The 25,269-nt window shown below is 67.4% G+C and carries 23 protein-coding genes; 12 read left to right on the top strand and 11 right to left on the bottom strand.

Annotated elements, in window-relative coordinates:
* Positions 1-12: 12 nt before the first annotated feature.
* Positions 13-3,516, bottom strand: coding sequence for a transcription-repair coupling factor (mfd, locus tag ACEYYA_RS08850; protein ID WP_374799734.1), 3,504 nt, complete (start codon positions 3,514-3,516; stop codon positions 13-15).
* A gap of 149 nt (positions 3,517-3,665) precedes the next feature.
* Entirely contained in the window at positions 3,666-4,637 is a 972-nt protein-coding gene (gene speB / locus ACEYYA_RS08855; protein WP_374800017.1) for an agmatinase, read from the bottom strand.
* Positions 4,638-4,769: 132 nt separating this feature from the next.
* Here speB and ACEYYA_RS08860 point away from each other — a divergent pair, with 132 nt between their 5' ends.
* A complete protein-coding gene (locus tag ACEYYA_RS08860) occupies positions 4,770-5,846 on the top strand; it encodes a cytochrome-c peroxidase (RefSeq protein WP_374799736.1) in 1,077 nt (358 codons plus the stop codon).
* 48 nt (positions 5,847-5,894) lie between these two features.
* Here the strand turns inward: ACEYYA_RS08860 and ACEYYA_RS08865 are convergent, their stop codons facing one another.
* Entirely contained in the window at positions 5,895-6,497 is a 603-nt protein-coding gene (locus ACEYYA_RS08865) for a transglycosylase SLT domain-containing protein (RefSeq protein ID WP_374799738.1), read from the bottom strand.
* A gap of 220 nt (positions 6,498-6,717) precedes the next feature.
* Between ACEYYA_RS08865 and gatB the strand changes: the two genes are divergently transcribed.
* The 8 genes from gatB (at position 6,718) to ACEYYA_RS08905 (ending at position 13,745) form a co-directional block, all read left to right on the top strand.
* Positions 6,718-8,232 (top strand): Asp-tRNA(Asn)/Glu-tRNA(Gln) amidotransferase subunit GatB, encoded by a 1,515-nt coding sequence (gatB, locus tag ACEYYA_RS08870; RefSeq protein WP_374799740.1) that lies wholly within the window; start codon positions 6,718-6,720, stop codon positions 8,230-8,232.
* A gap of 372 nt (positions 8,233-8,604) precedes the next feature.
* On the top strand, positions 8,605-9,750 hold the full coding sequence (locus tag ACEYYA_RS08875; protein ID WP_374799742.1) for an acyl-CoA dehydrogenase family protein: 1,146 nt from the start codon (positions 8,605-8,607) through the stop codon (positions 9,748-9,750).
* 2 nt (positions 9,751-9,752) lie between these two features.
* Positions 9,753-10,823 (top strand): enoyl-CoA hydratase/isomerase family protein, encoded by a 1,071-nt coding sequence (locus tag ACEYYA_RS08880; protein WP_374799744.1) that lies wholly within the window; start codon positions 9,753-9,755, stop codon positions 10,821-10,823.
* Positions 10,820-11,701, top strand: coding sequence for a 3-hydroxyisobutyrate dehydrogenase (gene mmsB, locus ACEYYA_RS08885; protein ID WP_374799746.1), 882 nt, complete (start codon positions 10,820-10,822; stop codon positions 11,699-11,701). Before ACEYYA_RS08880 ends, mmsB begins: the two co-directional genes overlap by 4 nt.
* 176 nt (positions 11,702-11,877) lie before the next feature.
* Positions 11,878-12,480 (top strand): hypothetical protein, encoded by a 603-nt coding sequence (locus ACEYYA_RS08890; protein WP_374799748.1) that lies wholly within the window; start codon positions 11,878-11,880, stop codon positions 12,478-12,480.
* Between the two features lie 69 nt (positions 12,481-12,549).
* Positions 12,550-12,753 (top strand): YgaP family membrane protein, encoded by a 204-nt coding sequence (locus ACEYYA_RS08895; RefSeq protein WP_374799750.1) that lies wholly within the window; start codon positions 12,550-12,552, stop codon positions 12,751-12,753.
* A gap of 129 nt (positions 12,754-12,882) precedes the next feature.
* On the top strand, positions 12,883-13,065 hold the full coding sequence (locus tag ACEYYA_RS08900; RefSeq protein ID WP_374799752.1) for a hypothetical protein: 183 nt from the start codon (positions 12,883-12,885) through the stop codon (positions 13,063-13,065).
* A 53-nt stretch (positions 13,066-13,118) separates the two neighbouring features.
* Positions 13,119-13,745 (top strand): DUF1638 domain-containing protein, encoded by a 627-nt coding sequence (locus ACEYYA_RS08905; RefSeq protein ID WP_374800018.1) that lies wholly within the window; start codon positions 13,119-13,121, stop codon positions 13,743-13,745.
* On the opposite strand, the gene ACEYYA_RS08910 is transcribed toward ACEYYA_RS08905, so the two are convergent.
* The 3 genes from ACEYYA_RS08910 to ACEYYA_RS08920 form a co-directional block, all read right to left on the bottom strand.
* Positions 13,742-14,377, bottom strand: a complete 636-nt coding sequence (locus ACEYYA_RS08910) for an HNH endonuclease (RefSeq protein WP_374799754.1) — start codon at positions 14,375-14,377, stop codon at positions 13,742-13,744. The genes ACEYYA_RS08905 and ACEYYA_RS08910 overlap by 4 nt on opposite strands.
* Positions 14,378-14,561: 184 nt before the next feature.
* Entirely contained in the window at positions 14,562-15,227 is a 666-nt protein-coding gene (locus ACEYYA_RS08915) for an alpha/beta hydrolase (protein ID WP_374799756.1), read from the bottom strand.
* Complete coding sequence (locus ACEYYA_RS08920) at positions 15,224-15,850, bottom strand: DNA-3-methyladenine glycosylase family protein (RefSeq protein WP_374799758.1); 627 nt, start codon at positions 15,848-15,850, stop codon at positions 15,224-15,226. The genes ACEYYA_RS08915 and ACEYYA_RS08920 overlap by 4 nt, the downstream gene beginning before the upstream one ends.
* Positions 15,851-15,925: 75 nt before the next feature.
* Between ACEYYA_RS08920 and ACEYYA_RS08925 the strand changes: the two genes are divergently transcribed.
* Together ACEYYA_RS08925 and ACEYYA_RS08930 are read left to right on the top strand one after the other, a co-directional pair.
* Positions 15,926-17,155 (top strand): MFS transporter, encoded by a 1,230-nt coding sequence (locus tag ACEYYA_RS08925; protein WP_374799760.1) that lies wholly within the window; start codon positions 15,926-15,928, stop codon positions 17,153-17,155.
* 57 nt (positions 17,156-17,212) lie between these two features.
* Positions 17,213-17,389 carry a hypothetical protein gene (locus ACEYYA_RS08930; RefSeq protein ID WP_374799762.1) on the top strand — a complete coding sequence of 59 codons (177 nt, stop codon included), beginning with the start codon at positions 17,213-17,215 and terminating at the stop codon, positions 17,387-17,389.
* 85 nt (positions 17,390-17,474) lie between these two features.
* Here the strand turns inward: ACEYYA_RS08930 and pgi are convergent, their stop codons facing one another.
* The 5 genes from pgi to ACEYYA_RS08955 all read right to left on the bottom strand — a co-directional run bounded on the left by pgi (position 17,475) and on the right by ACEYYA_RS08955 (position 23,292).
* Positions 17,475-19,076, bottom strand: a complete 1,602-nt coding sequence (gene pgi, locus ACEYYA_RS08935; RefSeq protein WP_374799764.1) for a glucose-6-phosphate isomerase — start codon at positions 19,074-19,076, stop codon at positions 17,475-17,477.
* A 17-nt stretch (positions 19,077-19,093) separates the two neighbouring features.
* On the bottom strand, positions 19,094-19,765 hold the full coding sequence (gene pgl, locus ACEYYA_RS08940) for a 6-phosphogluconolactonase (protein ID WP_374799766.1): 672 nt from the start codon (positions 19,763-19,765) through the stop codon (positions 19,094-19,096).
* Positions 19,762-21,216: a glucose-6-phosphate dehydrogenase gene (gene zwf, locus ACEYYA_RS08945; RefSeq protein ID WP_374800019.1), complete on the bottom strand. Its 1,455-nt coding sequence runs from the start codon at positions 21,214-21,216 to the stop codon at positions 19,762-19,764. The genes pgl and zwf overlap by 4 nt, the downstream gene beginning before the upstream one ends.
* 328 nt (positions 21,217-21,544) lie before the next feature.
* Positions 21,545-22,102: an RSP_2648 family PIN domain-containing protein gene (locus ACEYYA_RS08950; protein ID WP_374799768.1), complete on the bottom strand. Its 558-nt coding sequence runs from the start codon at positions 22,100-22,102 to the stop codon at positions 21,545-21,547.
* A complete protein-coding gene (locus ACEYYA_RS08955) occupies positions 22,102-23,292 on the bottom strand; it encodes an RSP_2647 family RNA methyltransferase (RefSeq protein ID WP_374799770.1) in 1,191 nt (396 codons plus the stop codon). Before ACEYYA_RS08955 ends, ACEYYA_RS08950 begins: the two co-directional genes overlap by 1 nt.
* A gap of 103 nt (positions 23,293-23,395) precedes the next feature.
* Between ACEYYA_RS08955 and edd the strand changes: the two genes are divergently transcribed.
* Positions 23,396-25,207, top strand: coding sequence for a phosphogluconate dehydratase (gene edd / locus ACEYYA_RS08960; RefSeq protein ID WP_374799772.1), 1,812 nt, complete (start codon positions 23,396-23,398; stop codon positions 25,205-25,207).
* The last annotated feature ends 62 nt before the right edge of the window (positions 25,208-25,269 follow it).

Raw genomic sequence — 25,269 nt, forward strand, 5'->3', positions numbered from 1 at the left:
ACGGGTCGCGCCCTAGTCTCGTCTGGACTTGGGCGGCGCTGCGGCAGGCTGCGCCGCCTTTGCCTTGCGCTCGGCGGCGATGACCTTTTCGGCCAGATCGCGGGCGATGGCGAAGGCACCCTTGATCCGCTCGGCCTCGGATTTCCATTCGGCGCGCAGCACGATGCGGTTGCCGTCGACCTTGGCCGTGCCGCGCTGCGCGGTCAGGTATTCGACCAGCCCGGCGGGGTTCGGGAAGCGATCCTGATGGAAGGCGACGGTCGCCCCGCGCGGCCCCACATCCAGCTTCGCAATCATCGCGCGCTTGGCCAAGGCCTTGATCCGCATGACTTTCAGCAGCGTATCGACCTCGGGCGGCAGGGGGCCGAAACGGTCGATCAGCTCGGCGGCGAAACCCTCCATCTCGACCTTGGTGACCAGGCCGGACAGCCGGCGGTAAAGCCCCAGCCGCACGTCCAGATCGGTCACATAGCTTTCAGGGATGGTCACCGCGACGCCCAGGTTCAGGGTCGGCGCCCATTGGCCATCCTCGGGCGCCGCAATCTCGCCCGCTTTCAGCTTGGCGATCGTTTCCTCCAGCATCTGCTGGTAAAGTTCATAGCCGACCTCCTTGATATGGCCGGATTGTTCCTCGCCCAGAAGGTTGCCCGCCCCGCGCAGGTCCAGATCCTGCGCGGCCAGGCTGAAGCCCGCGCCAAGGCTGTCGAGGCTGGCCAGCAGCTTCAGCCGCCGGTCGGCGCCGGGCGTCAGCGGACTGCGCGGCTTGGTCGTCAGATAGCAATAGGCGCGGGTCTTGGCGCGGCCCACGCGGCCCCGGATCTGGTAAAGCTGGGCCAGGCCGAACATGTCGGCGCGATGGACGATCATCGTGTTGGCCGTGGGAATATCAAGGCCGGATTCGACGATGGTGGTCGCCACCAGCACGTCATATTTGCCATCGTAAAAGGCGTTCATGCGGTCATCAAGCTCGCCCGCCGCCATCTGGCCATGGGCGGTGATGAAGCTGACCTCGGGCACATGTTCGCGCAGGAAATCCTCGATCTCGGGCAGGTCGCTGATGCGCGGCACGACAAAGAACGACTGCCCGCCGCGGTAATGTTCGCGCAGCAGCCCCTCGCGCAGCGTCACGGCGTCGAACTCGGACACATAGGTGCGGATCGCCAGGCGGTCCACCGGCGGGGTGCCGATGATCGACAGGTCGCGCACCCCGGTCAGCGACAGTTGCAGCGTGCGCGGGATCGGGGTCGCGGTCAGCGTCAGAACGTGAACGTCCGACCGCATCTCTTTCAGGCGCTCCTTGTGGGTCACCCCGAAATGCTGTTCCTCGTCGATGATCAAGAGGCCAAGATCCTGAAACTTCACGGCTTTCGCCAGCACGGCATGGGTGCCGATGACAATATCGACGCTGCCGTTCGCCAGCCCCTCGCGCGTCAGGGCCGCGTCCTTGGCGGTGACAAAGCGCGACAGCGGGCGCACGGTTACGGCCGTGTTGCGGAAGCGTTCGGCGAAGGTCTTGTAGTGCTGGCGCGCCAGCAGCGTGGTCGGCGCGATGACCGCCACCTGGACCCCGGCACTGGCCGCGACAAAGGCCGCGCGCATCGCCACTTCGGTCTTGCCAAAGCCCACATCGCCGACGATCAGCCGGTCCATCGGGCGGCCGGCCTGCAAATCCTCGATCACGTCACCGATGGCGGACAACTGGTCATCGGTTTCCTGCCAGGGGAAGCGGGCCGCGAACTCCTCCCATTCGTGATGGGCCGCTTCCAGCACCGGGGCCTTGCGCAGCAGGCGTTCGGCGGCCACCCGCATCAGCCGGTCGGCAATCTGGCGGATGCGTTCCTTCAGCCGCGCCTTTTTCGCCTGCCAGGCCCCGCCGCCCAGCTTGTCCAGAAGCCCGTCCTCATGCCCGTAACGCGACAGCAGTTCGATATTCTCGACCGGCAGATACAGCTTGTCGCCGCCGGCATATTCGATCAGCACGCAATCATGCGGCGCGCCCATGGCGGTGACGGTTTCCAGGCCCTTGTAGCGCCCCACCCCGTGATCGACATGCACGACCAGATCGCCGGGCGACAGGCTGGTCGCCTCGGTCAGGAAGTTTTCGGCGCGTTTCTTGCGGCGCGGCGCGCGGATCAGGCGGTCGCCCAGCACGTCCTGTTCGGAAATCACCGTCAGATGGCCGAAATCGCGGTTGTCGACCTCGAACCCCTGATCCAGCGCCCAGACGGCAAGGCCCAGCTTGGACCTAAGGTCCGACAGCGCCCGGATCGGCTGCGCATCATGCACGCCCTCATCGGCCAGAAGGCCCTTCAGCCGCTCGCGCGCGCCCTCGGACCAACTGGCGATGACCACCGGGCCAAGTTGCAGGCGTTTGCGAACATGGTCCGCCAAAGCGTTGAACAGGCTGACGTTTTCCATCTGCCGTTCAGCGGCAAAGGACCGCCCAAGCCGCCCGCCCGCATCCAGCACGCCGGGGCCGGGCGGCAGCGGATTGACCGACAGCCGAACCAGCCGATGCCCCGCCATCGCGGCGTGCCAGGCGGCATCGTCCAGATACAAAAGCCCCGGTTCGACCGGTTTATAGACCGTATCCACCCGGTCGCGCCGACCCATCGCCTCGCGCCGGGCGTCGTATTGGTCGGCCAGGCTTTCCCAGCGGGCGTCGCGCATCGGGCCAAGCTGGTCATCCTCGATGACGCTGGCACCGGGCAGATAGTCCAGGATCGGGGTCAGCCGGTCGTGGAAGAACGCCAGCCAATGTTCCATGCCGGCGTGTTTGCGGCCCGCGCTGACGGCCTCATACAGCGGGTCGTCCGTGCCCGCCGCGCCAAAGGCCAGGCGGTAGTTCTGGCGAAAGCGGGTGATCGCGGCCTCGTCCAGGATCACCTCGGACACGGGGGCCAGTTCGATCCCGTCCAGCTTTTCGGTGGTGCGCTGCGTCTCGGGGTCGAACCGGCGCGCGCCGTCCAGCACGTCGCCGAACAGGTCCAGCCGGATCGGGCCGGGCTGGCCGGGGGGATAGATGTCGATGATGCCGCCACGCACGGCGTAATCGCCGGGTTCGGTCACGGTCGGGCTTTGCGTATAGCCCATGCGCGTCAGGAACGCCCGCAGCGCCCCCTCATCCACGCGGCCGCCGACACGGGCGGCGAAACTCGCGCCCTTCAGCACCTCGGGCGCGGGCACGCGCTGCATGGCCGCCGACAGGGTGGTCAGCAGCACCATGCGTTCGGGGAACGCCCCCGCCGCCAGCCCCGCCAGCACCGCCATCCGCGCCGCCGAGATCGCCGCATTGGGCGAGGTCCGGTCATAGGGCTGCACGTCCCAGGCCGGAAAGGTGATGACCGGCAGATCGGGGGCGAAGAAGGCCAAAGCCTGCCGCATCGCCTCCATCCGGCGGTCGTCGCGGGCGATATGGATCACCGCGCCGCTGCCCTGCGCCAGTTCGCGGGCGATCAGGCGGGCGTCATAGCCTTCGGGCGCGCCCGACAGCAGAATGGGATGAGGATGCGTCATGGCCCCCAGCTATCCTTGCGCCGTTGCGGATTCAAGCGCCCCTGCGTGCGGGCGTTGCGGCCCCGTTGCATGGCGTATCACGCGGCGTGATACGGAAAAGATACGCAAAGGATACGCGCGCGATACGGCAAAAATACGTGGTTTTTCTGTTATTTCAGCGCCTTGCGCCGGGTCCAGCCCCACAGCGCGATCAGCTCGACCACCACATGCGCGCCCATGACCGCCGTCACATTGGCATGGTCATAGGGCGGGCTGACCTCGACCAGGTCGCCGCCGATCAGGTTGATGCCGGCCAGGCCCCGCAACAGCGCCGCCGCCTGCCAACTGGCCAGCCCGCCCCAGACCGGGGTGCCGGTGCCCGGCGCAAAGGCGGGGTCCAGCGCGTCGATATCGAAGGTCAGATAGACCGGGCGGTCGCCCACCACGGCGCGGATTCGGTCCAGCGTGCCGGGCACGCCGTCGCGGTGAACCGATGCCGCATCCAGGATGGTGACGCCCAAAGTGTCGGGATTATCCGTGCGAATGCCCACGCTGACCGAGGCGGCAGGGTCGACCGTCCCCTCGCGGATCGCGGTATAAAGGAAGGTGCCGTGGTCGATCCGCGCCGGGTTGTCATCGGCCCAGGTGTCGGAATGCGCGTCGAACTGGATCACCGCCAGCGGCCCGTGGCGGCGGGCATGGGCGCGCAAGGCACCCAGCGTGATCGAGTGATCCCCACCCAGGGTGATCGCCCCCGCGCCCTGATCCAGAATGCCGCCGATATGCGCCTCGATCCGCGCGGGCACGTCGGAAATCGCTGCATAATCAAAGGGCATGTCACCATAATCGGCAATCGCCAGCTCGGTGAACGGGTCATAGCCCCAGCCATAGGGCGCGTCGAAGGCTTGCAGCGTGCTGGCCTCGCGCAGGGCGCGCGGGCCGAAGCGGGTGCCGGGGCGATGCGTCACCGCCTGATCAAAGGGCACCCCCGTGATCGCCAGATCAAAGCCGCGCAGATCGCGCGTATAGCGGCGGCGCAGAAAGCTGGTCGCCCCGGCAAAGGCGTTTTCAAAGGCCAGGCCGCGCGGATCATCGCGCAGAAAGGCCAGGTCGGTCTGGGTCTTGGCATCCTCAAGGGCCATGTCGCGCGTCTCCATTCGGGTGGGGGCAGAATGGCGAAAACCCCCCGCCCCGGCAACGTCCGTTTGCGCCAGATCAAGGCGGGGGCAGATCCTGCATTTAGAATAAATCCAGAATCAGACAGGAGATGTCCCATGCTTACCCGCTTGCTCGTGACGGTGGCCCTGACCACGGCGGCGCTGCCCGCCCTGGCCGAAACGGCCACGCCCGACGCCGATCTGCGCGCCGTCGCGCAGGAAAACTTCAAGCCGATCCCGCTGGCGCCGACGATCCACGACGGCAACATGCTGACCCGCGAACGCATCGACCTGGGCGCCAAGCTGTTCTTCGACCCGCGCATGTCGCGCTCGGGTCTGTTTTCCTGCCAGTCCTGCCACAATGTCGGCCTGGCCGGGGTCGACGGGCTGGAGACCTCGATCGGGCATGGCTGGCAAAAGGGGCCGCGCAACGCCCCCACCATGCTGAACGCCGTCTATAACATCGCCCAGTTCTGGGACGGCCGCGCCCCCGATCTGGCCGCGCAGGCCAAAGGCCCGGTGCAGGCCGGGGTCGAGATGAACAACACCCCCGACAATGTGGTCGCCACGCTGAAGTCGATGCCGGGCTATGTCGATGCCTTTGCCGCCGCCTTCCCCGGCAGCAACGATGCCGTCAGCTTCGACAATTTCGCCCTGGCGGTCGAGGCGTTCGAGGCCACGCTGATCACCCCGAACTCGAAGTTCGACCAGTTCCTGATGGGCCAGGACGGGGCGATGACGGAACAGGAAAAGAACGGGCTGAAACTGTTCGTGGATACCGGCTGCGCATCTTGCCATGGCGGCGTGAACTTCGGCGGTCAGGATTACTATCCCTTTGGCGTGGTTGAAAAACCCGGCGCCGACGTGCTGCCCGAAGGCGACCGTGGCCGCTTTGCCGTGACCGAGACGGCGGGCGATGACTACGTGTTCCGCGCAGCGCCCCTGCGCAACATCGCGCTGACCGCGCCCTATTTCCATTCCGGCAAGGTCTGGGATCTGCGGCAGGCGGTCGACATCATGGCCAACTCGCAATTGGGGGCCGAGCTGAGCGATGCGCAGATCGATGACATCGTGGCCTTCCTGCATACGCTGTCGGGCGAACAGCCGCAGGTCGTGCATCCGGTGCTGCCGGTGCGCGGCCACGACACACCGAAACCCGAGGAGTTCTATGGCATCGAGGCCCAGCAGGGCTGATGGCCAAAACGCAAGCGGGGCGCCACTGGCGCCCCGTTTTTCATCGGATCAGTTCTGGCAATAGGCCTGACGCCGGGTCCAGGCGGCAATGTCGGCGCGCTTGCCCTGCATCTTCATCGGACCCCAGTCGCGCGCCACACCGCCGCGCCCGCCCGCGCCGACCACGCCGTCGCGCCCGACCTGGCTGGCCATGATCCGCACCGCGCAGGCCAGATTGTCCGACCCGTCGCGGATATTGCCGCCGCAGCCGTAATGCCCCCATGTCCCGCGCGAGATCTGCATCAGCCCCAGATAGCGCCCGCCGCCGCCCGCCGCACGCGGGTTCCAGGTGCTTTCATGCTTGGCGATCGCCGACAGAAGGCCCGTCCAGAAGGCGGCGCGCTGCACCCTGTCGCCCTGCGCATAGCCGGGGCAGAATTGCGCGATGTCATGCGGGATGATCCGCGTCAGCCGGGTCTGCGACACCGCCGACATGGTGGAGCGGGTCCAGGTGTTCGCCTCGCGCCGGTGATCCCACCGCATCGCGACCTGGATGATCTGGGCGTTGGCGGCGGCCTGCCGGGCCTCGACGGGGGTCGCCGTCAGCGTTGCAGCCAGCGGGCTGGCGATCATCGCGGCCCCCAGCGTCAGGGCCTTCATCCACATTTTCATGCGGGCACTCCGGTTGTTGCGCGCTTGATCTGCCCGCGCGGCGGTCGGGCTGTAAACCCCCGCAAGACCGCGCCACCGGGCCAAGCCACCGTTTCGGCGGGCTTTTGCCGATGCGACTGCGTGCCATCGGCGGGCTTGCGCCTGTCACGCAGCTTGCCAGACCGCTTGCCCTGCCCCGCGCCCCGGCCTAAAACGCAGGCCATAGCCAAAGGGAACCACCATGCTTGACCATCTGTCCTATCGCGCGCCCGAACCCAAGGTCATCTCGGGGGCCAAGGAGGATTGGGAACTGGTCATCGGGCTTGAGGTTCACGCCCAGGTCGCATCCAACGCCAAGCTGTTTTCCGGCGCTTCGACCGCCTTCGGGTCTGAACCGAATGCCAATGTGGCCTTCGTCGATGCCGCAATGCCCGGCATGCTGCCCGTCATCAACGAGTTCTGCGTGGCCCAGGCCGTGCGCACCGGGCTGGGCCTGAAGGCCGCGATCAACCTGCGCAGCGCCTTTGACCGCAAGAATTACTTCTACCCCGACCTGCCGCAGGGCTATCAGATCAGCCAGCTTTACCACCCCATCGTGGGCGAGGGCGAGGTAATCGTCGATCTTGGCCCCGGCGTCGCCCGCCGCGTGCGCATCGAACGCATCCATCTGGAACAGGATGCCGGCAAGTCGATTCACGACATGGACCCCAACATGTCCTTCGTCGATTTCAACCGCACCGGCGTCGCGCTGATGGAGATCGTCAGCCGCCCCGACATCCGCGGCCCCGAGGAAGCGGCGGCCTATGTGGCGAAACTTCGCCAGATCATGCGCTATCTGGGCACCTGCGATGGCAACATGCAGAACGGCAACCTGCGCGCCGATGTGAACGTCAGCGTCTGCCGCCCCGGCGATTATGAACGCTATCAGGAAACCCAGGATTTCAGCCATCTGGGCACGCGCTGCGAAATCAAGAACATGAACAGCCTGCGGTTCATCCAGGCTGCGATCGACTATGAGGCCCGCCGACAGATCGCCATCATCGAGGATGGCGGCAAGGTCGTGCAGGAAACCCGGCTTTACGACCCCGACAAGGGCGAGACGCGCTCGATGCGGTCGAAGGAGGAGGCCCACGACTATCGCTATTTCCCCTGCCCCGACCTTTTGCCGCTGGAAATCGAACAGGCCTGGGTCGACGACATCGCGGCCGCGATGCCGGAACTGCCGGATGCGAAAAAGGCACGGTTTGTCAAAGACATGGGCCTGTCGGAATATGATGCCGATGTGCTGACTGCCGAGGTGGAAAACGCCGATTACTTCGAGGCCGTGGCGCAGGGCCGCGACGGCAAGCAGGCCGCGAACTGGGTCATCAACGAATTGTTCGGGCGGCTGAACAAGCAGGGTCTGGCGATCAGCGAAAGCCCGCTGTCGGCGGCGCAACTGGGCGGGATGCTGGACCTGCTGGCCTCGGGTGAGATCACCGGCAAGATGGCCAAGGATCTTTTTGAAATCCTGTGGACCGAGGGCGGCAACCCCGCCGAGGTCGCCGCCGCGCGCGGCATGAAAGCCGTCACCGACACCGGCGCGATCGAGGCCGCGCTGGATCAACTGATCGCCGACAACCCCGCGCAGGTCGAAAAGGCCAAGGTGAACGCCAAACTGGCGGGCTGGTTCACCGGCCAGGTCCTGAAAGCCACCGGCGGCACCGCCGACCCGGCGGTCGTGAACAAGATGGTGGCGCAGAAACTGGGGTTGTGATCACTTGACCGGCCCCAAGGGGCCGGTATCTTCACGCGGTGGTGAGGGGCGCGATTTCGCTTGAGACGTTGATTGACGAAGAAGGCGGGGTGTCGATGCGGCTCGCCCCATCACCTGTCTATGACCGTTTCGGCCCTGCGGGCGCGTCGCAGCGGGGCGCTTTCTGTCTGTTGCAGCGACGAATGGGCCTGCACCAAGGCTGACGGCAGCGTCATCGCCGCCCTTACGACCGCGCTTGCCAAGATCCTCATTGACACCACTGCCGACCACCACACAGCCACCCGCATCCGCCCCACCCCGCCTGACCCTTGCAAAACTTCCGCAAGATTTGGAAACTAAACACCTGTTCAGTTTCCAAGCCGGGGGGATGCCATGGATTTCGCGCTGACCGAGGAACAACAGGCCATCTACGACATGGCCTATGCCTTTGGGCAGGATGAGATCGCGCCCCATGCCGATCAGTGGGAACAGGACGGCACCATCCCGCGCGATCTGTGGCGCAAGGCGGCCGAGCTGGGCCTGGGCGGGGTTTATGTCAGTGACGATTACGGCGGCACCGGGCTGACGCGGCTGGACGCGACCCTTGTGTTCGAGGCGCTGTCGCAGGCCTGTCCCTCGGTCGCGGCGTTTCTCTCGATCCACAACATGTGCGGCGGCATGATCGACAAGTTCGGCACGCCCGAGCAGAAAGAACGCTGGCTGCCCGGCCTGTGCAGCATGGAAAAGGTGTTCTCCTATTGCCTGACCGAACCCGGGTCGGGGTCCGACGCCGCCGCCCTGCGCACCCGCGCGGATCGCGACGCGCAGGGGTTCCGGCTCAACGGCACCAAGGCCTTCATCAGTGGCGGCGGCTATTCCGACTGCTATCTGACCATGGTGCGCACCGGCGAGGACGGGCCGAAGGGCATCTCGACCGTGGTGGTCCAGGCGGGCACCCCCGGCCTGTCCTTTGGCGCCTTTGAACACAAGATGGGCTGGAAGGCGCAGCCGACCGCGCAGGTGCAATTCGACGATTGCGTGATCCCCGAGGCCAACCAGATCGGCCAGGACGGGCGCGGCTTTGCCTATGCCATGGCGGGGCTGGATGGCGGGCGGCTGAACATCGCGGCCTGTGCCTTGGGCGGCGCGCAGGCGGCGATGACGAAAACGCTGGCCTATATGGGCGAACGCCGCGCCTTCGGCAAAACGCTGGATCAGTTCCAGGCGCTGCAATTCCGGCTGGCCGAGATGGAAACCCGCCTGCAATCGTCGCGCATCTTCCTGCGTCAGGCGGCGTGGAAGCTGGACCAGGGCGCGCCCGACGCCACCAAGTTCTGCGCCATGGCCAAGCTGAAAGTCACCGACGACGCCTTTGATGTCGCCAATCAATGCCTTCAACTGCACGGCGGTTACGGCTACCTTGCCGATTACGGGATCGAAAAGATCGTGCGCGACCTGCGCGTTCACCAGATCCTTGAGGGCACGAACGAGATCATGCGCCTGATCACCAGCCGCGCCGTTCTTGCCGAACGGGGGTAGACATGCCGACGACGATCGACTGGGGCACCAATGACCTGCATATCCGGCGCGAGGGGCGCGCGGGTCGCATCACCTTTACCCGTGAGGGCGCGCTGAACGCGCTGTCGCATCCGATGGCTTTGGCCATCGACAAGGCGCTGGATCAGTGGCGCGACCACCCCGAGGTGGAGCTTGTGCTGATCGACGCGGCGGGGGATCGGGCGTTCTGCGCGGGTGGCGACATCGCTGCGATGTATCACGCCGGGGTGGCGGGCGATTTCGACGGCCCGCGTCAATTCTGGCGCGACGAATACCGCATGAACGCCAAGATCGACGGCTATGACAAGCCGATCGTGGCCTTCATGCAGGGCTTCGTGATGGGCGGCGGCGTCGGCGTGGGCGGCCATTCGGGCCACCGCATCGTCGGCGAGACCACCCAGGTCGCCATGCCCGAAACCGGCATCGGCCTCATCCCTGATGTCGGCGGCAGCCTTTTGCTGGCGCGCGCGCCGGGGCGGATCGGCGAATATCTGGGCCTGACCGGGGCACGGATGGGTCCGGGCGATGCGATCCACGCGGGCTTTGCCGATTACTTCATCCCCCAGGCCGCGTGGGAGGGGCTGAAGCGCCACCTGATCGACACCGGCGACACGCATGAGATCTTGCGCCGCGCCACCACCCCGCCCGAGGGTGAAAGGCTGATCGCCCTTCAGGACGAGATCGACCACCATTTCGCGCTGCCCGATGTCGGTGCGATCCTTGCCAGCCTTGATCGCACCGACAGCGATTTCGCCCGCGACACCGCCAAGGTGCTGCGCCGCAACGCGCCGCTGTCGATGGCCGCGACGCTGGACCTGATCGCCCGCGCGCGTCAGGCCGACACCATCGAACATGCGCTGGAAAACGAGTTCCGCTTTACCTTCCGCGCCCTGCCCGAGGCCGATTTTCTTGAGGGCGTGCGCGCCCAGATCATCGACAAGGATCGCAACCCGCGCTGGAAACACGCCCGCCCCGAGGATGTGAGCCGCGATCAGGTCGCGGCGATCCTGGCCCCTTTGGGCGACAAATCCCTGCATCTGGAGAAAATCGAATGAAGATCGGCTTTATCGGCTTGGGCAATATGGGCGGGCCGATGGCGGCCAATCTGGCGGCGGCGGGCCATCAGGTCGCGGGCTTCGATCTGGCCGCACCGATGCCCGCGGGCGTCACCCGCGCCGCTACTGCCGCCGAGGCCGCCGCCGGGGCCGAGGTCGTCATCACCATGCTGCCCAATGGCGCGATCCTGCGCGCCGTCGCGGCCGAGGTGATGCCCGCGATGCAGCCCGGCGCGGTGCTCTGCGATTGTTCCACCGTCGATGTCGACAGCGCCCGCGACGTGGCCGATCAGGCGGTGGCGGCGGGTCTGGGCGCGCTGGATGCGCCCGTTTCGGGCGGGGTTGGCGGGGCGGCGGCGGGCACGCTGACCTTCATGGTGGGGGGCAGCGACGCGGCCTTTGCGACCGTCCAGCCGCTGTTTGCGATCATGGGACAGAAGGCCGTCCATTGCGGGCAATCCGGTGCCGGTCAGGCCGCCAAGATCTGCAACAACATGATCCTGGGCGTGACCATGCTGGCCACCTGCGAGGCCTTCGCCTTGGCCGACAAGCTGGGGCTGGACCGGCAAAAGATGTTCGATGTGGTCAGCACCTCCTCGGGCTATAGCTGGAGCCTGAACGCCTATTGCCCCGCGCCGGGGGTCGGCCCGACCTCGCCCGCGGACAACGGCTACAAGCCCGGTTTCGCCGCCGAACTGATGCTGAAGGATCTGCGTCTGTCGCAGCAGGCCGCGACCAGTGCCGATGCCGACACGCCGATGGGCGAATTGGCGACCCGGCTTTACACCGATTTCGTCGAGGCCGAGGATGGCCGGGGCCGCGACTTTTCGGCCATGCTGCCCCGTTTCACGGGGCGCGGGCGGCAGGGCCAGGCCTGAGGGTCAGAGCGGCGGGTCAATGGCCGCGCGGGATCGGCCCGGCCTTGCGGCTGTCAGTGGGCATCGGCGGCAAGGCGCCGTCGCCTGCCTGCATCGGCGGGGCGCGGGCACCAGGCGCGGCCCCGCGCGTTGACCCCTGATGGCCGCCGCGTGCGGCGCAGAACCGGAGCCATGCGATGACCCGTTCCCCCCTTGCAGTGGCCGCGCTGATGTTGGGCGCGATCGCCATGACCACACCCGCCCATGCGAAGGACGGCTGCCCGCCCGGTCTGGCCAAACAGGGGCGCTGCGATCAGGTGCAGCCGAAGGCCAAGCCCGCGAAGCCCGCACCCAAGGCCGAGACGCCCGAGGGTATCCTCGCCCCCGGCAGCATCCTGGGCGATGCGCGCTATTACACGATCGCCGACCCCGCGCTGTTCGGCCTGCCCGCGCTGATCGACGGCAGCCACTATGTCATCGCGGGCGATCAGATCCTGCGGGCCGAGGCCGACAGCTTTCGCGTGATCGACACGGTTCGCGCGCTGACGCCGCGCGATTGCCCACCGGGCCTTGCGAAGAAGGAACCGGCCTGCATCCCGCCGGGTCAGGTCGGGCGCATCCGCGCGGCACTTGCGCGCGACATCGGCGTGGCGCGGATCGACGATCCGCTACGCCTTGGCCTGCCGATCCCCGATGGCGCGTGGGACTATGCCCTTGTCGAGGGCACGATCATCCGCTTTGACCCCGCCACCCGCGATCTGTTGGGGCTGGTGCGGCAGGTTGATGGCGCGCCGAACTGACGGGGGTTGCGCGCTTGCCACGCCGCCGAAAGCTGATACATTCATACCCATGAATGAAAGGGGGCCATCATGGTCAAGAATGTCGGCGGCATCGACCGCATCCTGCGCATCCTCATCGGTCTGGCGCTGATCGCCGGGTTCTTTTTGAACACCGACGCCACCTATCGCTGGGCCTATCTCTTGGGGCTGATCCCGCTGTTGACCGGGATCTTCCAGACCTGCCCGCTGTATCGGCTGATGGGCATGAACACCTGCCCCATGACGCGGCGCTGACCGGGCGTTTTCCGGGCGCTGACCCGGCGTGAACCCGCCAGAACCGCTGCGAACCGGCCCCGCCTGCCATGGCGGGGCTTTTCCTTTCCGCGCCTGCCCCCCATATTGGCCCGGTTGAAGGAGAGTGCCATGCCCCTGCCCCATTTCCTGCTGATGCTGTTTGGCGTGATCGCCCTGGCCGGGGCGACGATCTGGATGGTGGCCGGATCCGGCCTGCCTCTGGGCGCGCTGGGGATGGCGGCCCTTGTCGGGGCCGCGATCATGCGCCTGGCCTTGCACCGTCCGGGGCCGCATCAGGACCGCCACGGGTGAAGCGCGGCCTGCGCGAACGCGCCGCGCAGCGCCGGCCGCGCGCCGCGCCGCCGGTGCGGGGCGCGGTCTCGACCGGCGGGGATGGGCCGGACCGCGTGCTGGTCATCGCCTGCGGCGCCCTTGCGCGCGAGATCACGGCCCTGCGTCAGATCGGCGGCTGGCAGCATGTCGACCTGACCTGTCTGCCCGCCGATCTGCATCTGACCCCCGACCTGATCCCCGGCGCGGTCGAGGCCGCCGTCGCCCATCACCGCCCCACCTATGGTCAGCGGATCTTCATCGCCTATGCCGACTGCGGCACCGGCGGCGGGCTGGCCGCGACCTGCGAAAGGCTGGGCGTGGCGATGATCGCCGGGCCGCATTGCTATGCGTTTTTCGACGGCCTTCCCGCCTTTCAGGCCCGGGCCGAGACCGAGGCGCGGGCCTTTTACCTGACCGATTTCCTGACCCGCCAGTTCGACGCCTTTTGCTGGCGTCCGATGGGGTTCGACCGCCATCCCGAACTGATCGGCATCATGTTCGGCCAGTATGAAAAGCTGATCTATCTGGCGCAGACCGACGATGCGGCACTGGATGCGCAGGCGCGCGACGCCGCCGCCCGGCTGGGTCTGGCCTATGAACGCCGCCTGACGGGCTACGGCGATCTGGCGACGGTTCTGGCGGGGCTGAAGCGGGCCTAGCTTTCCAGCTCGGTATCCCAATACAGGTAGTCCATCCAGCTTTCATGCAGATGGCCCGGCGGAAAGCGGCGACCGATGGCGTGCATCACCTCGGGCGTGGGGGCGACCGGCTTCTTGCGCAGCACCATGCCGGATGCACGCAGCGACTTGTTGGCCTTCTTCAGGTTGCACGGGCTGCACGCGGCCACCACGTTTTCCCAACTGGTGATGCCGCCGCGCGACCGGGGCACGACGTGATCGAAGGTCAGGTGATCGCGCCCGCCGCAATACTGACAGCGAAACTCGTCGCGCATGAACAGGTTGAAGCGGGTGAAGGCCACCTTCTTGCGCGGCTTGACGAAATCCTTCAGCACCACGACCGAGGGGATGCGGAACGCCTGCCGCTGGCTGCGCACCACCGCGTCATATTCGGCCAGGATGTTCACCCGGTCCAGAAACACCGCCTTCATCGCCTCTTGCCAGGGCCACAGCGACAGCGGGTAATAGGACAGCGGGCGGTAATCGGCATTCAAGACCAACGAGGGGAAATGCTTCAGCCGCGCCGGTTCTCGGACGAAATCGCTGCGAAAATCGCCGGCAGCGCCGGGCAAGATGCCAAGGCCATCGGTTGTCGGGACGTCATGATCCAGCATCGAATCCCCCTTGCCCTGCCTGCCGCCATGGCATCAGGGCGGGGAACCGCCCCAGCCATGCCGCCACTATATCTGGCGTCTTTGACCTGACAACCCCCAACACGGGGCGTCAGTGGCCAGATAGCGCGACAAGGTGACGCCGATGTGACGGGCGGTGACGGGGCTGCACCGGGGGCGGCGGGGGTCAGGCGATCCCCAGCCGCTCGCGGATGAAGGCAAGCGCCACCGACAGACCATCGGGGGCGATGCCATGCGGCGTGCCCTGCATGACATGGCCGTAAACCTCAAACCCCGCGCCCACCAGGGCATCGCCCGCCCGCTTCATGTCGGCGAAAGGCACCACCGGGTCGGCATCGCCATGCACCAGCAGCACCGGCGGCTTGACGCGGGCCTGTTCGGCCAGGGCTTCGGGTTCCAGCAGGCGGCCCGAAAAGGCCACCACACCGGCAACCGGCAGATCGCGGCGCGGCGCCACATGCAGCGCCATCATCGTGCCCTGCGAAAATCCGAACAGGATGACGCGATCCGGGGTCAGCCCCTCATCCGCCATCATCCGGTCCAGCCAGGCGTTCAGATCATCCACCGCCGCCGCCATGCCCTGCCGCGCCGCCTCCTCGGTCGATCCATCCAGCCAGGGGATCGGAAACCATTGCCGCCCAAAGGGATTGCCCGCGCAAGGTTCGGGCGCGTCGGGGGCCAGAAACAGCGTATCGGGCAGATGCGGGGCCAAGGGATCGGCCAGACCCAGCAGATCGGCGCCATCCGCGCCATAGCCATGCAGAAACACCACCGCCGATGTGGCCTTGCCCGATTGCGCAGGCCGCCGGCCGGTTTTCAGATCGCGGGTCATGGGGCTACTCCTTCACGGGATTTCTGCTGCGCGTAATAGGCCCACAAGGCGCGCGCGGCAACGGCACGCCAGGGCGACCAGGCCTCGGCCATGGCGGCAAAGGCCTTGGGGCGGGGACGGTCGGGCAGATCGAACAAAAGCCGCGCGGCCTCGGCTAGGGCCAGATCGTCGGGGGCAAAGACATCGGCCCGACCAAGCGCAAAGATCAGATACATCTGCACCGTCCAGCGGCCAATGCCGGGCAAGGGCAGCAGCCTGTCGACCACCGCCTCGTCGGGCAGATCGCGCAGCGCATCCCAGTCGATCCCGGCCTCGGCCAAGGCCTTCAGATAGCGCACCTTCTGGCGCGACAGGCCGCAGCCGCGCAGATCGTCATCGGCAGCGGCCAGGATCGGCGCGGGCTGGTCGAACCCCGCCGCGACCAGCCGCCCCCGGATCGCGCGCGCCGCGGCGGTCGAGACCTGCTGGCCGACGATGGCATCGGCAAGCGCGTCAAATCCGTCGCCGCGCCGCCGCAACGGCAGCGGGCCGCACAGGGTCAGGACATGGCCAAAGCGCGGCTCGGCGGCGGCCAGATGGGCCGCGCCCTCGGCAATGTCGTCATCGGTGTGAATGATCCTCATGCCGCCAGCCTGCACGATTGCCGCAGCCCGCGCCAGCCCCTTCCCAAGACCCGTGCGCCGGGTTAGCTGTTTGGCATGGATCACGCCGCCGCCCCCGAACCCGTCCCCGCCCGCGCCTGGCGCAATGTCATCGTGCTGGTCATCGCCCAGGCGCTGCTGGGGGCGCAGATGTCGATGATCTTCATCGTCGGCGGGCTGGCGGGCCAGTCGCTGTCGCCCAACCCCTGCATCGGCACGCTGCCCTTGTCGATGATCGTGCTGGGATCGGCGCTCAGCGCGCAGCCACTGGCGCGGCTGATGCAGACCCACGGTCGGCGCAGCGGCTTCATCCTCGCCACCGGCGCGGGCGCGCTTGGTGCGGGCATCGCCGCATTCGGCATCTGGCAGGGCAGCTTCGTGCTGTTCTGCGCAGGCTCGTTCCTGACCGGCATCTATATGGCCGCACAGGGTTTTTACCGCTTTGCCGCCACCGACACCGCGCCCCTGTCGTTCCAGCCCAAGGCGATTTCATATGTCATGGCCGGGGGGCTGGCCGCCGCGATCACCGGCCCGCAACTGGTTCGCCTGACTGCCGAGATGACTGCAATCCCCTTCATCGCCACCTATGTCGCCATCATCGGGCTGAACCTGCTGGGGCCGCTGCTGTTTGCCTTCCTCGACATCCCGCGCCCCGCGCCGCGCAGCGCCACCGCCCTGCCCGAGGGCCGCAGCACGCGCGAATTGCTGCGCAGCCCGGTGATCGCCGTGGCGATGATCTGCGCGATGGTGTCTTACGCGCTGATGAACCTGGTCATGACCTCAACCCCGCTGGCCGCCGTCGGCTGCGGGCTGGACATGGGCACGGCGGCAAACATCGTCGGCGCGCATGTGCTGGCGATGTATATTCCCAGCTTCTTCACTGGCCATCTGATCGCCCGGCTGGGCCATACCACCGTGGTCGGCATCGGCCTTGCGATCCTGGGCGCGGCGGGGGCCGTCGCGCTGACCGGGGTCGAGCTGGAAAAGTTCTACATCGCCCTGGTCCTTCTGGGCATCGGCTGGAACTTCGGCTTCATCGGCGCGACCGCGATGCTGGCGCGCGCCCATACCCCGGCCGAGCGGGGCCGCGTGCAGGGCCTGAACGATTTCGTCGTCTTCGGCGGGGTGTTCGTGGCCAGCCTGTCGTCGGGCGGGCTGATGAACTGCGCAAGCGCGGGAAATGCGGCGGCGGGCTGGCAGGCGGTCAATCTGGCGATGGTGCCGTTCCTGATGCTGGCGGGCGCCGCGCTGATCTGGCTGGTGCTGCGACCAAAGGACACGCGGTAAGGGAACTTTTCCGCAGCGCGGGGCTTGGGGTCACATCGTCAATCGAAAGGCTCCACCATGACCAAGACCCTGGCCCTGATCGTCACCGCCGCGACCCTGACCCTGACCGCTTGCGGTCCGAATGCCGGCACCCGCGCCGCCACCGGTGCCGCGACCGGCGCCGTCGTTGCTGGCCCCGTCGGTGCCGCCGCCGGCGGCCTGGCCGGCGCGACCGGCATGGTCCGCGTCAAGTAAGCCAAAGGGGCACCCGAACCGGCGCCCCTTTCTTCCTTGCCCAAATACGCCGGGGTCCGGGGCAGCGCCCCGGTCCCGCACCAGATCACCCGCGCAAGGCCGCGATCCGCGCCAGGCTTTCCTGCGTCACCGCATCGGTCTGCACGTCCTTGCCCTCGATCGCAGGCTCCAGCGCAAGGGCCAGTTCCTTGCCCAGCTCGACCCCCCACTGGTCGAAACTGTTGATCCCCAGGATCACGCCTTCGACAAACACCCGGTGTTCATAAAGCGCGATGATCTGTCCCAGTACAAAGGGCGTCAGCCGCGGATAAAGCAGCAGGGTCGAAGGCCGGTTGCCCGGAAAGGTCCGGTGCGGCGCCAGACGGTTGGCCTGATCCGCCGCCATGCCCTTGGCGATCATCGCCGCGCGAACCTCATCCGTCGACCGACCCAGCATCAGCGCGGCCATCTGGGCCAGGGCGTTGGCCATCAGCTTGCGGTGATGGTGATCCAGATCGGCCTCATGCCCTTGGGCAGCCAGCAGAAACTCGCACGGGATCACGCGGGTGCCCTGATGGATCAATTGGTGAAAGGCGTGCTGGCCGTTGGTGCCGGGCGCGCCCCAGACCACCGGACCGCTGTCGTGGTCCAGCGCGCGGCCGTCCAGCCCCACGCGCTTGCCGTTGCTCTCCATCTCAAGCTGCTGAAGATAGGCGGGCAGCAGCGCAAGCCGTTGGTCATAGGGCAACACGGCGCGGGTCGCATGGCCGCAGATCTGGTTGTGCCAGATCCCGACCAGGGCCAGCAGCGCGGGCAGGTTCTGCGCAAAGGGCGCGGCGCGGAAATGGTCGTCCATCGCCCGGCCCCCGGCCAGGAAGTCGTCGAACCGGTCCGGCCCGATGGCGATCATGACCGACAGTCCGATCGGCCCCCAGATCGAATAGCGCCCGCCGACCCAATCGGCAAAGCCAAAGACACGATCCTCGGGGATGCCGAAGGCCTCCGTCTTGTCCAGCGCGGTCGAGATCGCGGCGAATTGCGCCGCCGGATCGGCCACCCGCGCCGCCATCCAGTCGCGCGCGGTCTGGGCGTTGGTCATCGTCTCGATCGTGGTAAAGGTTTTCGAGGCGACCAGCACCAGCGTCGTCTCCGGGTTCAACCCCTTCAAGACGTCATGCACATGCGCCCCGTCGATGTTGGACACGAAATGACAGCGCGGCCCGTCGGCATAGGGCGCAAGCGCCGCCACCGCCATCGCCGGGCCTAGGTCGGACCCGCCGATGCCGATATTGACGACATCGGTGATCGCCCCGCCCTGCCCGGTGAAGCGACCGGCGCGCAGGTCATTCGCAAAGGCGCGCATCCGCGCCAGCACGTCGCGGACGCCGATGCTGACGTCCGTGCCATCCACCGTCACCGCCCGGTCGGGGGCGCGCAGCGCGGTGTGCAGGACGGCGCGATCCTCGGTCGTGTTGATGCGTTCGCCGTCAAACATCGCGGCGCGGCGCGTGGCCAGCGGGCTGGCCTCGGCCAGTTTCAGCAGCAGCGCGCGCCCGGTCTGGTCGATGCCGGTGCGGGCATAGTCAAAGATCATCCCGTCCGCCGCCGCGCTGAAATCGCGGGCGCGGCCTGCGTCGATCAGATCGGCAATCGGGCGGTCGGCGGTGCGGCGGTGGTGATCGGCAAGCTGGGTCCAGATACTGTCCATGATGGTTCCCCGATGCCCTACGCGGCCCAATGTACGTTCAGAACGCCGGCAAAGGCCTGGATCGGCGCCTCGGTCGCGGGCTTGCCGTGGGTATCCTCCCAGACCTTGCGCTTGTCATCGCCGGTCATCATCAGATGCGCCGCAAGCGCGCCTTTCAGCACCGGGGCGGTCAGGCTCAGACGCGCCTCGGGCTGGCTGGCGGGATGGATCGCCATCACCGGCGCCGCATCCGAGGCCAAAGCCGCCTGAAGTTCCGGCGCATCGGGAAAGAGGCTGGCGGTATGGGCATCGGTGCCCATGCCCAGCAGCACAACATCCAGCGGCAGATGATCGGCCAATTCGCTCGACACACGCGCGGCGGCGCTGTCGGGGGTGTCGCCATCCTGCCACCAGATCAGATGGCGGGCGGCGCGGGCATGCCCGCGCAGCAGCCGTTCGGACAACAGCCGCGCGTTCGACCGGTCATGATGGGCAGGCACGCAGCGCTCATCAGTGACGGTCACCGTGACATTGGCCCAATCCAGTTCGATGGCCGACAGGATGTCGAACACCGGGCCGGGCGTGGTGCCGCCGGCAAGCGCCAGCGTCGCCCGCCCGCGTGCGCGCAAGGCCGCACCCAGATCGGCGGCAATGGCGCGGGCCACGGCCAGTTCCAGAAACTCGCGGTCGGGATAATCCTGAAAGCTCATGCCTTGATCTCTCTCCAGCGGCGGCCGTCGCGGTGCAAAAGCGCCAGTGCATCTTCCGGCCCGGACGATCCGGGGTCATAGGATTGCGGCTTGTGGCCCGCCTGTTCCCAGCCGCGGATCGCCGGATCGACCCAGGCCCAGGCAGCTTCAACCTCATCGCCGCGCATGAACAGGGTCTGGTTGCCGCGGATCACATCCATGATCAGCCGTTCATAGGCGTCGGGAATATCGGCCCCCTCGGCCCCAAGCGCATCGGCAAAGGACATGTCCAGCGGCACCTGCACCAGACGCATCCCGCCCGGCCCCGGTTCCTTGATCATCACCTTCAGGTCCATACCCTCATTCGGTTGCAGGCGGATGACAAGCTGGTTCTCGCGCCAGCCCTCGGCATCGTCGAAGATCGAATGCGGCGGTTCGCGAAAGACGATCGCGATTTCGCTGGCCCGCGCGCGCAGTTTCTTGCCGGTGCGGAGGTAAAACGGCGTGCCGCGCCAGCGCCAGTTCTGCACCTGCACGCGCAAGGCGATGTAGCTTTCGGTGGTGCTGGCAGGGTTTTCGGCATCGGTGGCGTAATCTGCTTCGTCACCGCGCGCCGCATACTGGCCGCGCACGATATCCTCGGGGCGCAGCGGCGCCAGGGCGCGGATCACCTTCAGCTTTTCGTCGCGCACCGCATCGGGATCGAAGTGATAGGGCGGCTCCATCGCGATCAGGCACAAAAGCTGCATCAGATGGTTCTGCACCATGTCGCGCATCGCGCCCGACTTGTCGTAATAGGCCCCTCGCCCGCCGACACCCACGGTTTCGGCCACGGTGATCTGCACATGGTCGATATACTGGCTGTTCCACAGCGGCTCGAACAGGATATTGCCGAACCGCACCGCCATCAGGTTCTGCACGGTTTCCTTGCCCAGATAATGATCGATACGATAGATCTGGGTTTCGTTGAAATGCTCGGCCAGGGTGGCGTTCAGCGCCCGCGCGCTGTCCAGATCGCGGCCAAAGGGCTTTTCGACGACGATCCGCGCCTGCGGCCCGGCAATGTCATGGCTGTGCAACCGTTCGGCCAATGCGCCGAACAGCGACGGCGCGACCGAGAAGTAGAAGGCCTGCGTCACGCCATCGCGCATCTTGTCCTTCAGCCGCGACCAGCCGTCGGTGCCGGTGGCGTCGATGGCCACATAGCTGACCAGCTTCAGGAAATCGGCAATGGCGGCGGGGTCGCGCTTGTCCTCGGCCACGAATTCGCCAATGGCAGTAGCGACATCCTCGCGGAAGGCGGTCGAGGTCAGTTTCGACCGCGCCGCCCCGATGATGCGCGCGCCCTGGGCGAACTGGCCCGACAGATAGCGGCGATAAAGCCCCGGCAGGATCTTGCGCCGCGCCAGATCGCCGGTTGCCCCGAAAATCACCAGATCGAAATCCTCGACCGGAATCACACGCGAGACCATCATCCGTTTCCTCAGCCTGTTAGCGCAAACAAGGGTGTTTTGCGCGATCTTGACGGTTTTGTCTAGCAGAAGCGGGCGGGCAGCGACAGGTCAGGGCCTGCGTTCAGCCGCGCGGCGGATTGCGGGCCGTCGCGTTGTCGCGATGAACCGGCGGACTTGACAACCTGTGGCGTGACAGCGTATACAGGCGGGGCAGGCACGCGAAGACCGGTGATGGTCCTGGAAGCTCCCTGCGCTGACGGTCGGATCACCACGGCCGTCATTTTCTTTTGCCCAGCCGTCGCCGCCCAGGCGCAGGTCGTGAAGGCGGCCCGCGGATGGCCGTGCGTCAGCCGCGTGCGGGGTCCAGCGCCTTGCCCAGGCGCGGCAGGCGGGCGCGTTTCAAAAGCGCGCGCAGCGGCTGGTCGCGGCCCGAGATCGCCTCGGTCCGGGCGCGGACCTGCGCCACCACGCCCTCCAGCGCGGGCGGGTCGGCCAGCCACAGATCCATCAGGAAGGCATCGGGATCCTGCCGCGCCAGCCCCTCGGCGGCCAGCACGCCGCGCGGAAAATCGCGGGCGTTGAAGGTGACGATCAGATCGGCGGACCCGGCAATGGCGGCGGCCAGAACGTGAATGTCGTTCAGATCGGGCAGATGCAGGCGCGCCTCCAGGCCGGGTGCGGCGGCGACTTCGGCCTGCGGGAAGGCCGCCCGGATCAGCGCGATGTCGCCGCGCGCGATCGCCTCATCCGCGGGCGAATGGCGGGCGGCGGCGCGCGCCCATTCCTCAAACAGGCGGGCCGACCAGAGCGGGCGGTAAAGGCCGGCCTGGGCCGCGCCGATCAGGATTTCGCGCAGAATGGTGGGGTAAAGGACGCAGGCGTCCAGCAGCGCGCGCCGGGCCATCAGCCGTCCAGCCGGAAGAACAGCGACTTCAGATAGGCGGTTTCGGCCAGTTGCGGCAGTTGCGGATGGTCCGGCCCGGCAAAGCCGGTGTGGATCAGTTGCCCGCGCCGCCCGCCGCGCCCGATGCCGCGGGCACTGGCGTTGCGGAAGGCGGTCAGATCGGCGGCATGGCTGCACGAGCACAGCACCAGATAGCCACCCGGCGCGACCAGCGGCGCGGCAAGGCGCGCGACCCGTTCATAGGCGCGCAGGCCGGCCTCCAGCGCGGGCTTGGCGGGGGCAAAGGCGGGCGGGTCGCAGATGACCAGATCGAACTGCGCGCCTTCGGCCCCCAGTTCTTCCAACTGCTTGAAGGCATCGCCCTGGCGCGTGGCAAAGCGGTCGGTGACGCCCATGGCGGCGGCGCCTTGCGTGGCCAGATCCAGCGCCGCGGCGCTGCCATCGATCGCCACTGCCTGTGCGGCCCCGGCGGCAAGCGCGGCCAGCCCGAAGCCGCCGACATGGGAAAACACATCCAGCACCCGCGCCCCTTTCGCCAGCCGCGCGGCAAAGGCGTGGTTCGGGCGTTGATCATAGAACAGGCCGGTCTTTTGCCCGCCCAGCAGGTCGGCCATATAGATCGCGCCGTTCATCGGCACCGGCACCGGGCCGGGAAGATCCCCGGTCAGCAGGGTGACTTCCTCGGGCAGCCCCTCCAGCGCGCGGGCGCGGCCAGAGCCGTTCTTGACGATTGTGGTGACGCCGGTGACATCGGCCAGGGCGGCAGCCAGATCGCCGATCAGCGCCTCGGCCCAGGCGGCGTTCGGCTGGATCACGGCGGCGCTGCCGAAGCGGTCGATGATCGTGCCGGGCAGGCCATCGGCTTCGGCATGAACCAGCCGGTAATAGGGCTGATCGAACAGCCGTTCACGCAGGGCCATGGCGCGGGCCAGCCGCGTGGCCAGCCAGGCCCGGTCGATCACCGCGCCCGCGTCGCGATCCAGCATCCGGGCGATGATTTTGGACTTGGGGTTCACCGTCACCACCCCCAGCGGGCGGCGCTCGGCATCCTCAAGCACGGCCAGAGTGCCGGGGGGCAGCGCCTGGCTGCGCCGGTCGGTCACCAGCTCATCTGCATAGACCCAAGGGGCGCCGTGGCGCAGCGCGCGGGCATCGGCCTTTGGCCGCAGGCGAACGGTGGGATAGGTCATGGGGCGCCTCATGCTTTTCGGGGGCTTCTAGCGCGGGCGGGCGGGCTTGCCTATGGGCCGCGCGCGTGTTAGCGGTAACGAAGCCAGCAAGCCGGAGGAAGCCATGACCCTGCACGCCACCATCGCCCGTGTCACCGATGCGATCCGTGCGCGGTCGCAGGACAGCCGCGCGGCCTATCTGGCGGGGATTGCCGAACAGGCGGCGCGCGGCCCGGCGCGGGCGCATCTGGCCTGCGGCAACCAGGCCCATGCCTATGCCGCGATGGGGGCCGACAAACCCGCCCTGGCCGAGGGGCGGGCCGCGAATATCGGCATTGTCACCGCTTACAACGACATGTTGTCGGCGCATCAGCCCTATGAACGCTATCCCGACCTGATCCGCGCGGCGGTGCGTGCAGCCGGGGCCACCGCGCAGGTCGCGGGCGGGGTGCCTGCGATGTGCGATGGCGTCACGCAAGGTCAGCGCGGGATGGAGCTGAGCCTGTTCTCGCGCGAGGTGATTGCCTTGGCGACCGGGGTGGCCTTGTCGCACAACACCTTTGATGCGGCGCTTTATCTGGGGGTCTGCGACAAGATCGTGCCGGGGCTGGTGATGGCGGCGGCGGCCTATGGCCATCTGCCGGGCATCTTCGTGCCTGCCGGGCCGATGACAAGCGGCCTGCCCAATGACGAAAAGGCCAAGGTGCGGCAGCAATTCGCGGCGGGCGAGGTCGGGCGCGACGCGCTGATGGCGGCGGAAATGGCCAGCTATCACGGCCCCGGCACCTGCACCTTCTACGGCACCGCGAACAGCAACCAGATGCTGATGGAGATCATGGGCCTGCATCTGCCAGGCGCGTCCTTTGTCAACCCGAACACGCCCCTGCGCGATGCGCTGACGCAGGCGGCGGCGGATCGGGCGGTGGCGATCACCGCGCTTGGCAATGATTACCGCCCGCTGGGTCGCATCCTGGATGAACGCGCCTTTGTGAATGGCATGGTCGGGCTGATGGCGACGGGCGGCTCGACCAACCTGATCCTGCATCTGCCCGCGATGGCGCGCGCCGCCGGGATCGAACTGCGGCTCGAGGATTTCGACGCGATCTCCTCGGTAGTGCCGCTGATGGCGCGGGTCTATCCGAACGGGCTGGCCGACGTGAACCATTTCCATGCGGCGGGCGGGCTGACCTGGCTGATCGGCGAATTGCTGGCGGCGGGCCTTCTGCATGAGGATGTCGAGACGGTCGCCGGGTCGGGCCTTGCGCGTTATACGCAGGAACCCCGGCTGATCGACGGCAAGGCGGTCTGGGTCGACGGGCCCAAGGCCAGCCTGAACGACCGCATCCTGCGCCCCGCCGCCGATCCCTTTGCCCGCGATGGCGGGTTGAAGATGCTGGCCGGCAACCTGGGCACGGGCGTCATCAAGATTTCCGCCGTCGCCCCCGAGCGCCATGTGATCGAGGCCCCTGCCCGCGTCTTTTCCGATCAGGGGGCGGTAAAGGCCGCCTTCAAGCGCGGCGAGTTCACCAGCGACACCGTGGTCGTCGTGCGCTTTCAGGGGCCGCAGGCCAACGGGATGCCGGAGCTGCACAGCCTGACCCCGGTGCTGGCGGTGTTGCAGGATCGCGGCCTGCGGGTGGCCTTGGTGACCGATGGGCGGATGTCGGGGGCCTCGGGCAAGGTGCCGGCGGCGATCCATGTCAGCCCCGAGGCCATGGGCGCGGGTCCGCTGTCGCGGCTGCGCGACGGTGATCTGGTGCGGCTGGATGCCGTCGCCGGGCGGCTGGATTGCCTGGCCGACGGCTTTGCCGACCGCGCCCCCGCCGCCGCGCCGGTGCAGGCCGACAGCGACCCCGGCGCACGGCTGTTCGCGGCCTTCCGGGCGGCGGTCGGGCCTGCGGCCGAGGGCGCCTCGGTGCTGCTGCATCAAAGCTGATCATAAGGATCAGGCATTGACTGCACCGTGGCGGGATGGCACCAAGGCCGCATCCCGACAAA

Source organism: Paracoccus zhouxuedongae, assembly GCF_041927815.1.
Classification (GTDB): domain Bacteria; phylum Pseudomonadota; class Alphaproteobacteria; order Rhodobacterales; family Rhodobacteraceae; genus Paracoccus.

Excerpts from the sequence above, each read along its gene's own strand:
- mfd (WP_374799734.1), bottom strand. The coding sequence starts at position 3,516 with ATGACGCATCCTCATCCCATTCTGCTGTCGGGCGCGCCCGAAGGCTAT.
- speB (WP_374800017.1), bottom strand. The coding sequence starts at position 4,637 with ATGGCCCTTGAGGATGCCAAGACCCAGACCGACCTGGCCTTTCTGCGC.
- ACEYYA_RS08860 (WP_374799736.1), top strand. The coding sequence starts at position 4,770 with ATGCTTACCCGCTTGCTCGTGACGGTGGCCCTGACCACGGCGGCGCTG.
- ACEYYA_RS08865 (WP_374799738.1), bottom strand. The coding sequence starts at position 6,497 with ATGAAAATGTGGATGAAGGCCCTGACGCTGGGGGCCGCGATGATCGCC.
- gatB (WP_374799740.1), top strand. The coding sequence starts at position 6,718 with ATGCTTGACCATCTGTCCTATCGCGCGCCCGAACCCAAGGTCATCTCG.
- ACEYYA_RS08875 (WP_374799742.1), top strand. The coding sequence starts at position 8,605 with ATGGATTTCGCGCTGACCGAGGAACAACAGGCCATCTACGACATGGCC.
- ACEYYA_RS08880 (WP_374799744.1), top strand. The coding sequence starts at position 9,753 with ATGCCGACGACGATCGACTGGGGCACCAATGACCTGCATATCCGGCGC.
- mmsB (WP_374799746.1), top strand. The coding sequence starts at position 10,820 with ATGAAGATCGGCTTTATCGGCTTGGGCAATATGGGCGGGCCGATGGCG.
- ACEYYA_RS08890 (WP_374799748.1), top strand. The coding sequence starts at position 11,878 with ATGACCCGTTCCCCCCTTGCAGTGGCCGCGCTGATGTTGGGCGCGATC.
- ACEYYA_RS08895 (WP_374799750.1), top strand. The coding sequence starts at position 12,550 with ATGGTCAAGAATGTCGGCGGCATCGACCGCATCCTGCGCATCCTCATC.
- ACEYYA_RS08900 (WP_374799752.1), top strand. The coding sequence starts at position 12,883 with ATGCCCCTGCCCCATTTCCTGCTGATGCTGTTTGGCGTGATCGCCCTG.
- ACEYYA_RS08910 (WP_374799754.1), bottom strand. The coding sequence starts at position 14,377 with ATGCTGGATCATGACGTCCCGACAACCGATGGCCTTGGCATCTTGCCC.
- ACEYYA_RS08915 (WP_374799756.1), bottom strand. The coding sequence starts at position 15,227 with ATGACCCGCGATCTGAAAACCGGCCGGCGGCCTGCGCAATCGGGCAAG.
- ACEYYA_RS08920 (WP_374799758.1), bottom strand. The coding sequence starts at position 15,850 with ATGAGGATCATTCACACCGATGACGACATTGCCGAGGGCGCGGCCCAT.
- ACEYYA_RS08925 (WP_374799760.1), top strand. The coding sequence starts at position 15,926 with ATGGATCACGCCGCCGCCCCCGAACCCGTCCCCGCCCGCGCCTGGCGC.
- ACEYYA_RS08930 (WP_374799762.1), top strand. The coding sequence starts at position 17,213 with ATGACCAAGACCCTGGCCCTGATCGTCACCGCCGCGACCCTGACCCTG.
- pgi (WP_374799764.1), bottom strand. The coding sequence starts at position 19,076 with ATGGACAGTATCTGGACCCAGCTTGCCGATCACCACCGCCGCACCGCC.
- pgl (WP_374799766.1), bottom strand. The coding sequence starts at position 19,765 with ATGAGCTTTCAGGATTATCCCGACCGCGAGTTTCTGGAACTGGCCGTG.
- zwf (WP_374800019.1), bottom strand. The coding sequence starts at position 21,216 with ATGGTCTCGCGTGTGATTCCGGTCGAGGATTTCGATCTGGTGATTTTC.
- ACEYYA_RS08950 (WP_374799768.1), bottom strand. The coding sequence starts at position 22,102 with ATGGCCCGGCGCGCGCTGCTGGACGCCTGCGTCCTTTACCCCACCATT.
- ACEYYA_RS08955 (WP_374799770.1), bottom strand. The coding sequence starts at position 23,292 with ATGACCTATCCCACCGTTCGCCTGCGGCCAAAGGCCGATGCCCGCGCG.
- edd (WP_374799772.1), top strand. The coding sequence starts at position 23,396 with ATGACCCTGCACGCCACCATCGCCCGTGTCACCGATGCGATCCGTGCG.